The 10,462-nt window shown below is 65.3% G+C and carries 9 protein-coding genes; 5 read left to right on the forward strand and 4 right to left on the reverse strand.

Features of this window, described 5'->3' with window-relative positions:
* Positions 1–143: 143 nt before the first annotated feature.
* Complete coding sequence (locus K8V11_RS07410) at positions 144–1,433, reverse strand: glycosyltransferase 87 family protein (RefSeq protein WP_303912164.1); 1,290 nt, start codon at positions 1,431–1,433, stop codon at positions 144–146.
* A gap of 172 nt (positions 1,434–1,605) precedes the next feature.
* Positions 1,606–2,376, reverse strand: a complete 771-nt coding sequence (locus K8V11_RS07415) for a YaaA family protein (RefSeq protein WP_303912166.1) — start codon at positions 2,374–2,376, stop codon at positions 1,606–1,608.
* A 78-nt stretch (positions 2,377–2,454) separates the two neighbouring features.
* Here K8V11_RS07415 and K8V11_RS07420 point away from each other — a divergent pair, with 78 nt between their 5' ends.
* Positions 2,455–4,200 carry a proline--tRNA ligase gene (locus K8V11_RS07420; protein WP_303912167.1) on the forward strand — a complete coding sequence of 582 codons (1,746 nt, stop codon included), beginning with the start codon at positions 2,455–2,457 and terminating at the stop codon, positions 4,198–4,200.
* A 49-nt stretch (positions 4,201–4,249) separates the two neighbouring features.
* Here K8V11_RS07420 and K8V11_RS07425 read toward each other — a convergent pair whose 3' ends face one another.
* A complete protein-coding gene (locus K8V11_RS07425) occupies positions 4,250–4,651 on the reverse strand; it encodes a ferritin-like domain-containing protein (protein WP_303912170.1) in 402 nt (133 codons plus the stop codon).
* 29 nt (positions 4,652–4,680) lie between these two features.
* Positions 4,681–5,214, reverse strand: coding sequence for a hypothetical protein (locus tag K8V11_RS07430; protein WP_303912171.1), 534 nt, complete (start codon positions 5,212–5,214; stop codon positions 4,681–4,683).
* A gap of 159 nt (positions 5,215–5,373) precedes the next feature.
* Between K8V11_RS07430 and rimP the strand changes: the two genes are divergently transcribed.
* From rimP to infB, 4 genes are all read left to right on the forward strand, one after another.
* Entirely contained in the window at positions 5,374–5,913 is a 540-nt protein-coding gene (rimP, locus tag K8V11_RS07435; RefSeq protein ID WP_303912172.1) for a ribosome maturation factor RimP, read from the forward strand.
* 35 nt (positions 5,914–5,948) lie between these two features.
* Positions 5,949–6,968 (forward strand): transcription termination factor NusA, encoded by a 1,020-nt coding sequence (gene nusA / locus K8V11_RS07440; protein WP_303912174.1) that lies wholly within the window; start codon positions 5,949–5,951, stop codon positions 6,966–6,968.
* A 213-nt stretch (positions 6,969–7,181) separates the two neighbouring features.
* Positions 7,182–7,487: a YlxR family protein gene (locus tag K8V11_RS07445; protein ID WP_303912180.1), complete on the forward strand. Its 306-nt coding sequence runs from the start codon at positions 7,182–7,184 to the stop codon at positions 7,485–7,487.
* Positions 7,488–7,588: 101 nt separating this feature from the next.
* On the forward strand, positions 7,589–10,399 hold the full coding sequence (gene infB / locus K8V11_RS07450; RefSeq protein WP_303912177.1) for a translation initiation factor IF-2: 2,811 nt from the start codon (positions 7,589–7,591) through the stop codon (positions 10,397–10,399).
* Positions 10,400–10,462: the final 63 nt, after the last annotated feature.

Here is a 10,462-nt window from a genome sequence, read left to right on the forward strand (position 1 = left end):
GCGTCGTTGACCACGGAACGACGCGTGGATGCCACGCTCGCGTCTATGCGCCAGGTGATGAGCGAAGAGAAGATCGCCGCTCCTGCGATCATCGTCATCGGTGACGTGGCGGGCCTGCCCCAGGTGCTGGCGCCTACACAGTTCTAACCATTCGAGCGTGCGGGAGCCCCTGGGGCCTTCGGGGCGCGGACCTTCGCCGTCAGGAGGTAGGCTCCGATAAGCGTGCCGAGCCACACGACCAGGTAAGGCTCGTGCAGGATGATTCCCCACGGCTCAATCAGTGCCTGCCCGGACATAAACCAGCCGGTCCCGATCCATAGTCCCTCGGGTTGTTCGGCGACAGGCCATGTGAAGGTCCAGGCCCCTATGAAAAAGTAGAGGACGAACGGGAGTACCCAGGCCAGGAGCGCCCATCCGCGGCGCGCATGCTGGATGAGCAGGTGCACGAGCACGACCATGAGCGGCACAAACCACACCCAATGGTGGCCCCACGAGAACGGCGAGATGACGCATCCTGTCATGCCGGAGATGACGAATGCGAGCTGAGGCTGCCCACGAAAGTGGACGCGGTATGCCACGGCGAGGCCGACAGCCGCGCAGACGAGGGCCACGAAGAGCCAGACCAAGCGTGGGGTGCCACCGTCGAAAAAATAGTAGGCGAGCACGCCGCTCGCGGACTGGTTGCTAGGCGCCGCGATGTCCCCGATGCGCTCGGCCTCGAAAAGACCTCCTGTCCAGAAATGGAGCGAATCACGAGGCGCGGCGATGGCACCGACGATGATCGTGCCGACGAATGCCGCGACTCCCATGAACATCGAGCGGTACTGCTTGGTGACGAGGTAGTGGATCCACAGGAAGCCCGGCGTGAGTTTGATGCCGGCCGCGATGCCGGTGAGAGCACCTCGCCAACGCCCCTTCGCTGCGGCATCGAGAACCATGAGCGCGAGTAGAACCATGTTGATCTGGCCCAGCCAGAAGGTCGTGCGCACCGGTTCGGTGAACACCATCGTTGCCGCGAAGAAGATCGACGCCCAGAGAAGCCGATTGTCCCGGCGATAGCCGAGCCACGAAAGCATCGTCCAGCACACGACAACCGTCGACGCCGCGATGAGTCCGAGCCACGCTGCTTCCATGAGCTGGAAGGAGAGGTTCGCGAGCACCACGAACAATGCCGCCGAGAACGGGGTGTACGTGTACGGCATCGGACCGCGCCAGCTCTGCGATGGATCCAGAGAGTGGATGAGACCGTCATATAGCGGCAGTGAGTTCGACACGTACTCGCCGCCCCATCGATAAACGTGGAGATCGGTGAGCAGGTTGTAGATTCCCCAATAGTTGAGCTGATCGTCGGGGAAAGTGACGACACAGAACAGGGATATGACGCCGGTGATGCCCAGAACCGCAACGAGCGTCCGGGGAATAACCCGTTCCACGGCGGGCTCTTCCGTCGCGGGCCGGGAAGCAAGAAAATCGCGAATCTTGGGCATGGTCAGTGCATCGCATTCCGGAAGTCGTTGGTTACTCTCTCAGACCTGCATACACCCGTAACTTACCCTGTTAGGCGAGGCGCGCCCTGATTTCGGTAACGCTTCTCTTCGCCGACACCTATTGTTCTCTCAGCACCATGGTGAGCGCGCGAGGATTCTCTCCATCCACGTCGAGCTCGATCCCCGCCTTCGAGGCGACTCGGCGCAGCGAGCGGACGTCGTCGATCGTCGCGCGGGAGGACACGAGAGCCCTTGTGAGTACGCCCTTGTAATGCTTGTTGAAGTGGGTGATCACCTTGCGGCTGCCGTCGGGTAAAACGCTGACCACGTCGACCGTCACCGCGCCCGGGTCTGGGCCGAGCGCGCGGTAGCCCCCACTGCGAAGGTCGACGACGAGTTCCTCATCGAAATCGGCGAGGGCCTCCGTCAATGGACCGGTCCAGCGGCTCCGGAGGGTACCGCCCGTGGGTAGTGACGACGATGCGCTGAGCCTGTAATGGGGGATCTGGTCGGCGGCGCCGACGAGACCGAACAACGCCGAGCCCACGAGGATCGTGTCGCGGGCGCGGTCCTTACGTGCCTTTGTCAGCGAGCCGAAGTCCAGGGCGTCGTACAGGACGCCGGTATAGCGCGAGATCGCCGGCGCAGTCGGGGCGGAGAGCAGCTCGGCATTGGCCTCGAGCTCGGCGGGCGCCTGCTTCTCGGACAGGCCGAGCGCCTTCGCTGCAATCTCCGCGGGTCCTGCGCACAGCGCGGAAAGCTCGGTGACGAGAGCGCGGCGCAGCGACGTCACCCCCTGGTGTTCCGAGAAGCTCAGCGCCTCGAGATCGAGAGGAGCGTCCGAGCCGCCGAAGGACTTGGTTTCGGAAGGGGGGAGGAGAATACGCACGAGCGTCAAGAATAGTCGCGCAGGGTTTTGCGGGGTCTTGTGGGCGGCGAGGCAGCGCTGCGGATAACCTGGGTAACCGTGATTGAGCGCCTATCTCATTTGTTCCTTCGTACGCTTCGCGACGATCCCGCCGATGCCGAGGTGATCAGCCATAAGCTGCTGGTCCGCGCCGGCTATGTGCGACGGGTGGCGCCGGGCGTGTACTCCTGGCTACCGCTGGGCCTTCGTACTCTTCGCCGTATCGAGGACATCGTGCGCGAGGAGATGAACGCCATCGGCGGCCAGGAGATCCTCCTTCCCGCGCTGCTGCCGCGCGAGCCGTACGAGAAGAGCAACCGATGGACCGAGTACGGCCCGTCGCTGTTCCGCGTCAAGGACCGTAAGGGCGCCGATATGCTGCTCGGTCCCACCCACGAGGAGCTTTTCACCCTCACCGTGCAAGGCGAGTACTCCTCCTACAAGGATCTGCCCGCGACCCTGTACCAGATCCAGACGAAGTATCGCGACGAGGAACGGCCCCGCGCGGGCATCCTGCGCGGCCGCGAGTTCGTGATGAAGGACTCGTACTCCTTTGACGTCGACGATGCTGGGCTCGACCGGTCCTACGATGCCCACCGCGGTGCGTACCAGCGAATCTTCGATCGTCTCGGCGTGGACTACGTGATCGTCAAGGCGACATCCGGGGCGATGGGCGGATCGGCGTCCGAGGAGTTTCTCGCCGTCGCGCCCGCAGGCGAGGACACCTTTGTCCGTTCGACCGGCGGAGACTACGCCGCGAACGTCGAGGCGGTGACGACACCGGCGCCCCAGGCCCTGGATTATTCGGGCACGCCTGAGGCGGTCGTGCACGACACCCCGGACGCGACGACGATCGACGCGCTGGTCGAATGGGCCAACGCCGCCGAACTCGGCCGCACCGTCACCGGAGCCGACACGCTCAAGTGCGTCATGGTCAAGGTTCGCGAGCCTGGCAAGGAGTCCGAACTCGTCGGTATCGGCGTGCCGGGCGACCGCGAGGTGGACATGAAACGCCTCGAGGCCTCCTTCGAACCCGCGACAGTGGAGCTCCTCGACGAAGAGGACTTCAAGAACAACCCGTTCCTCGTCAAGGGATACATCGGCCCGCGAGGACTCGAGCGCAACGACGTGCGCTTCCTGGTCGACCCGCGCATCGTCTCGGGCACGGCGTGGATCTCGGGCGCCGACGAACCCAACCGGCACGTCGTGGACTTGGTCTGCGGACGCGACTTCACCCCGAGCGGCACGATCGAGGCGGCAGAGGTGCGCGAGGGCGATCCGGCTCCGGACGGCTCCGGCACGTTGACCTTGCAGCGTGGCATCGAGATCGGCCACATCTTCCAGCTCGGCCGTAAGTACACCGACGCCTTTGGCTTCGACGTGCTCGGCGAGAACGGCAAGCCGGCTCGGGTCACGATGGGCTCGTACGGCATCGGCATATCCCGCCTGATGGCGGTGCTCGCCGAGCAGCGGGCGGACGAGAAGGGCCTGTCGTGGCCCTCCGCGGCCGCGCCGTTCGACGTGCACGTGGTCATCGCCAACAAGGATGAGGAAGCAGCGCGCGGCGCCGAGGAACTCGCGCAGGCTTTCGACCACGCCGGGCTCCAGGTGCTTTTCGATGACCGCAAGGCCTCGCCGGGCGTGAAGTTCAAGGACTCCGAGCTCTTGGGTATGCCGTGGGTCGTCGTCGTCGGGCGCGGCTGGTCCGAGGGGACCGTCGAGCTTCGCGAACGCGCGACCGGCGAGGTCACGCAGGTTCCCGTCGAAGGTGCCGCCGAGACGATCGTCGCAAGGCTGCGGGACTAGACGCTAACCGGGCCTCGGCTCGTCACCCGTGCTCCCCGCTGGACTTCGGCTACAGGCCGGGAAGTGGGGAGAACGGGGCGCCGGGGATGATGTTGCGCCACCTGGCCATCTGCACCGTGGCCTTCTCCAGGGCATCAGCCGCGAACGCGCGCTGCTGCTCCGTCTGGTCTTCTGCCGCCAGCTGCGAGGCCCAACCCTCGCACGCATCCGATTCGAGCCTGACGGCGAAGATCAGGGCATCCCAGGACGTCTCGAGCGGCTCGCTCGTGCTGTATCCAGCTTCCGCCGGAGGAGCGTCCGGCCACAGCAGCTGTGCGCGGTCAGAAAGCGAGCGGTGCTGCTCGAGCATCCGCCGGCACGCCGCATTGATGGTCGAGTCCGCGAGCGGGAGGATGAGCCCGTAGCCATAGGCGGCCGCGTGTTCGGCGCGAAGTCCGTCGAAGTTCGTCATGTACGTGTGCTCCCTTTTCCTCTTACGTCCTACCGCGATCGGCCCAGCGCGACGCCCAGCGATACCTGAGCCAACGCGCTGCATGCCGCACCTACCGAACCGGCGAGCGCGCTGGGGTATCCCTCGAGAATCGCGGCGGCCTCCCGTGCCGTCCGGCCGGAGGCGGTGAGCGCCTCGACGACACGATCCAGCGTGGCCGGCTCAACCGCTTCCGGTGTAGGGGCAGAATCGCCCGTGCCCTCGGAGACCTCGGAGTCTTCGGTCGGCAGCTCCTCTCCGGCGGCCTCGAGAGCCTCGACGAGGGAATCGCGGTGAACCGTGCGCGCCTCGATAACCCGATCCAGTGCACCGAATTCGGCGGACTCGGGGTCGAACTGTTCCCGCGCCGATTCCGCCAGGGCGATGTCCGAACGCGATGCGCGCCACGAATCCACGAGCCTGTTCTGTTGCTCGGAATCCAGCTCGCCGCACGCCGCGACCGAGCCGCCTACCACTGCCAGCCCGGCTGCGAGTCCGACGAGTTTGAACAGTTCGCGGCGGGTGGGCCCGGGACTGTGCCTCATCGTGAATCCCCTCGTTTCGGGTCGTATAGGAGCGGCAGGCACCGGCAGGCACCTTACGGACTTTCCAACGCACCTGTTTACCGCCTGCGGGTGCACAGGCTTGTGAGGCGGGGCCGGTAAGCTCGGCACTCATACGAGCATACGAAAGGGCGGTGAGTCGTGATTCTCTCCGAGCAGGACCGAGCCACCATCGAGTCGATAGTCTCCCAGTTCGGCCTGGACGTCGACCGCATCGACGACTCAGGCACGGCAGAGGGTGCCGCCAGCGTGAAGATCATCGTCGACGGCGATAAGCCCGTGGGGCTCGACGAACTCGCCGAGGTGTCGAACGCGCTCGACGGACCGTCGCAGGGATGGGGGTCCCCCGAGCAGAAGGTGGTCCTCGAAGTCTCGAGTCGGGGAGTGGGTGCACCGCTGGAGACGGCGACGCACTTCCGTCGTGCGCGAGGTAGGAAGGCCGAGATCGCGTTCGCCAGTACGGATGCTCTGTCCGACGTCATAGGCGGTAAGGGGAGCAAGCACAAAGCGCGGATCGGCGATGTCGACGAAGTCGAAGGACGAGTGTGGCTGGTATTCAAGGCGGGAAAGAGCCTGCACGCCCAGTGGGTCGGCCTCGGTGACATCGAGCGAGCGGTGGTCCAGGTAGAGTTTTCCTCTCCACCACAGGACGAGATCGACCGGTTAGTGGCAGACTCATAATTCGAGAGTCTTTTGGCTAGGAGACGGAAGCTGCAATGAATATAGACATGACGGCCCTCAAGCTGTTGAGCGCTGAACGAGAAATCTCTCTCGAGGACCTTCTTGTCACATTGGAAAGTGCGCTGTTGACGGCGTACCAGCACACTCCAGGCGCCCAGCGGCCCGCGCGCGTCGAGGTGAATCGCAAGGCCGGCTCGGTTCGCGTGCTTGTAGCGGAGCTCGACGACGAGGGCAACCAGATCGGCGAATTCGACGACACGCCAAGCGATTTCGGCCGCGTCGCCGCGTCGACCGCCCGTCAGATCATCATGAACCGCCTGCGGGAAGCGGACTCGGCGAAAACGTACAACGAGTTCCAGGCGCGCGAGGGCGAGATCATCTCCGGCGTTATCCAATCGGATGCCCGCGCTAACGAACGTGGCATCGTCGTCGTTCGGCTGGGGCCCGAAAGCGGCGGTACCGAGGGCACGATCATGCCGTCCGAGCAGGTACCGGGAGAGCGCTACCCGCACGGCGAGCGCATCAAGTGCTTCGTCGTCGGCGTGACAAAGGGGCCGCGGTCGACGACGATCAACCTTTCACGTACCCACCCGGATCTGGTACGCGGGCTGTTCCGCCTTGAGGTTCCCGAGATCGAGGACGGGTCGGTCGAGATCTCGTCCATCGCTCGTGAGGCCGGGCACCGTTCGAAGATCGCAGTGTCCGCTCACGTCAATGGCCTGAACGCCAAGGGTGCGTGTATCGGGCCGATGGGTGCGCGCGTGCGCAACGTCATGGCCGAACTCGGCGGAGAGAAGATCGACATCATCGACTGGGATTCCGACCCCGCGATTTTCGTGGGCAACGCCCTGTCGCCGTCGAAGGTCGTATCGGTGGATGTCGTCGACGAGGTGAACAAGGCAGCTCGCGTCGTTGTGCCCGATTACCAGTTGTCGCTGGCTATCGGGAAAGAAGGGCAGAACGCCCGGCTCGCGCACCGCCTCACCGGATGGCGCATTGACATCCGATCCGACGCCGACACCTCCGATCCCATCGAAGTGCCGGGCGTCGATTAAGTCATCTGATGGAATTCGCGGTAAACTCGGGCATTGCGACTTTTACCGGAAGGTAAACGGAACGCCCGATAGGGTCCCGCCGCGGAGGCGGACGTATTAGGCGTGCCGCGAAAATCGGCCTAAGGTCGTAATTGGTGGATCCGGAATTGAGGAAGGGCGAGTCACTTGGGTGATTCAGTGCCTGCGAATCGATGCGGCCCCGTACGGACGTGCGTGGGTTGCCGCCGGAGCGAGCCGCTTTCCGACGACCTCGTTCGCGTGGTCGCCGTGGAGCACGGCTCGTCGATCGTTCCCGACCGGTCAGCAACAATGGCCGGGCGCGGAGCCTGGGTTCACCGCAATGCCGACTGCGTTCGGACCGCACTTGAGCGGAAGGCCTTTCCGAGGTCGCTCCGCGTGGGACTAAACGCGGATGTTTCGGCGTTAAACGAGTTTGTCGCCCAGCTATGTGGCGACCAGACGATCCCTCCTGCAGACGCGCAGGGGAGGAGGAGTGAAGAAATGGACCGCAACCGATGAGAACACCGTGAAGTCGAAACGATGAACGGATATCGGAAAGCATTAGGGGCTTGAAAGCGACCTGCCATGTCGCCTTCTAGTCCCTACAGGACAGGAGAACAGTGGCAGGAAAGCCCCGCGTCCACGAGATCGCGAAAGAGCTCAACGTAACGAGCAAGGAGGTCTTGGCGAAGCTGCGCGAGCAGGGAGAATTCGTCAAGTCCGCATCGTCGACCCTGGAAGTCCCAGTGGTTCGGCGACTCAGGGAGGCATTCCCGGATTCGTCCGGAGACGCCTCCTCATCGGCGGATAAGGCCCCCGCCAAGTCGGCGAAAACAGATGGGCCGAAGCCCGGAGCTAAGAAGGCTGCGCCGAAGGCCAGCCCGTCGCCGGCTACGCCGGGACCGAAGCCGTCCTCTGCAAAGCCGGGACCGGCCGCGAAGCCCAGCCCCGCCGCGTCGGAGAAGCCGGCCCCGACCAGTGCTCCCAAGCCCGCACCGGCGAAGCCGGCCGCAGACGCGGCTGCAGAAGCCGCGCCGAAGCCCTCGGGTCCAGCCGCGCCCAAGCCCGGTGCTCGCCCCGGACCCAAGCCCGGACCGAAGGTTCCGCGCGTCGGCAACAATCCTTTCTCCACCGGCGGCCAGCCGGCACGCCCGGCGCCTCGTCCTGCTCCGGGACCCGGTGGACCCCGGCCCGGCCCGGGCGGTCAGCGTCCGGCTGCTGGACAAGGCGGACCTCGCCCGCAGGGTGGCGGACGTCCGGGTGCCCGTCCCCAGGGTGATCGTCGTCCTCAGGGCGGCGGCCAGGCTGGCGGACCTCGCCCCAACCCGGCGATGATGCCCGCGCACCCGAGCCCGGGCCAGATGCCCGAGCGGGTCAAGCCGGCCGGCCGTGGCCGTCCCGGCGGTGGTCGCCCAGGTGGTGGCGGCGGCGGATTCCGCGGCGGCGGACCCGGTGGACCGGCTCGTCCGGGCGGCGGCGGTCGCCCAGGTGGTGGCGGTCGCGGACGCGGCGGCGCAGCCGGCGCGTTTGGTCGTCCCGGTGGCGCACCGCGTCGCGGACGTAAGTCGAAGCGGCAGAAGCGTCAGGAATACGATTCGATGCGCGCACCCGAGGTGGGCGGCGTTCGGCTGCCGAATGGCAACGGCCAGACCGTCCGCCTCGCGCAGGGCGCATCTTTGGCCGACTTCGCCGACAAGATCGACGTCAACCCCGCGCAGCTCGTGCAGGCTCTGTTCAATCTCGGCGAAATGGCCACGGCCACGCAGTCTGTGAGCGAAGAGACGCTTCAGCTCCTCGGCGAGGAGATGGGCTTCAAGATCCAGGTCGTCTCTCCCGAGGACGAGGATCGCGAACTGCTCGAGTCGTTCGACCTCACCTACGGCGAGGATGATGGCGGCGACGAGGAGCTCGAGAAGCGTCCTGCGGTTGTCACCGTCATGGGTCACGTCGACCACGGTAAGACGCGACTCCTCGACTCGATCCGTCGTGCCAACGTCGGAGAGGCCGAGGCCGGCGGTATTACGCAGCACATCGGCGCATACCAGGTGACCACCCCGGTCAACGACGAAGATCGCACGATCACGTTTATCGATACCCCGGGTCACGAGGCGTTCACCGCCATGCGTGCCCGTGGTGCGAAGTCGACGGATATCGCGATCATCGTGGTCGCGGCCGACGACGGCGTCATGCCGCAGACGGTGGAAGCGATCAACCACGCCCAGGCTGCGGATGTGCCGATCGTCGTCGCCGTGAACAAGATCGATAAGGAAGGCGCCGACCCGGCGAAGATCCGCGGTCAGATGACCGAGTACGGACTCATCCCCGAGGAGTACGGCGGCGAGACGATGTTCGTCGACATCTCTGCCCGTAACGGCGAGAACATCGACAAGCTTCTCGAAGCCGTCGTGCTCACCTCGGATGCGACGCTCGAGTTGTACGCCAACCCGGAGATGGATGCCCAGGGCGTCGCGATCGAGGCTCACCTCGACCGCGGCCGCGGCCCCGTCGCGACCGTCATCATCCAGCGCGGTACGTTGCGCGTCGGCGACTCCATCGTCGCCGGTGATGCCTACGGCCGCGTGCGCCGGATGGTCGACGAGCACGGACAAGATGTCAAGGAGGCCGGGCCCTCCCGGCCGGTTCAGGTTATCGGCCTGACCAGCGTGTCCGGTGCCGGTGACACCTTGATGGTGGTCGACGAGGACCGTATTGCACGCCAGATCGCCGATCGTCGTAATGCCCTCAAGCGCAATGCGCAGGCGGCTCGCAAGCGCAAGCGGATCAGCCTCGAGGACCTGGATTCGGTGCTCAAGGAGACAAGTCAGCTCAACCTCATCCTCAAGGGCGACAACGCCGGTACGGTCGAGGCACTCGAGGAGTCGCTACTCGGTATCGAGATCGACGACGAGGTCGAGCTGCGCGTCGTGGACCGCGGTGTCGGTGCCGTCACCGAGACCAACGTGGACCTCGCGGCCGCATCCGATGCGATCATCATCGGCTTCAACGTGCGTGCCGAGGGTAAGGCGACCGAGCGGGCCAACCGCGAGGGCGTCGAGATCCGCTACTACTCGGTGATCTACCAGGCCATCGACGAGGTCGAGTCGGCGCTCAAGGGCATGCTCAAGCCGATCTACGAGGAGTCCGAACTCGGCAAGGCGGAAATCCGCCAGCTGTTCAAGTCCTCGGCCGTCGGCACGATCGCCGGTTGCATGATCACCGAGGGGCGCGTGCGACGCCACGCGAAGGCGCGGCTCGTTCGCGACGGCAACGTGGTCTCCGACTCGATCGAGATCAAGACGCTGCGCCGCGAGAAGGACGACGTCACCGAGGTGCGCGAAGGCTTCGAATGCGGTCTGACCGTCTCCTACCCGGATATTCAGATCGGCGACTTCATCGAAGCGTACGAACTGGTCGAAAAGCCCCGCGACTAAGCACGGGACTCTTCGACAACGGGATACACCGGCGGGGCCGCGGGCGCGAGAGCGTGACCGCGG

Source organism: Dietzia timorensis (genome assembly GCF_020742175.1).
Taxonomy (GTDB): Bacteria; Actinomycetota; Actinomycetes; order Mycobacteriales; family Mycobacteriaceae; genus Dietzia; species Dietzia timorensis_A.

Bases quoted from the DNA above. Each gene is read 5' to 3' on its own strand.
- K8V11_RS07425 (WP_303912170.1), bottom strand. From the start codon at position 4,651: ATGACGAACTTCGACGGACTTCGCGCCGAACACGCGGCCGCCTATGGC.
- K8V11_RS07430 (WP_303912171.1), bottom strand. From the start codon at position 5,214: ATGAGGCACAGTCCCGGGCCCACCCGCCGCGAACTGTTCAAACTCGTC.
- nusA (WP_303912174.1), top strand. From the start codon at position 5,949: ATGAATATAGACATGACGGCCCTCAAGCTGTTGAGCGCTGAACGAGAA.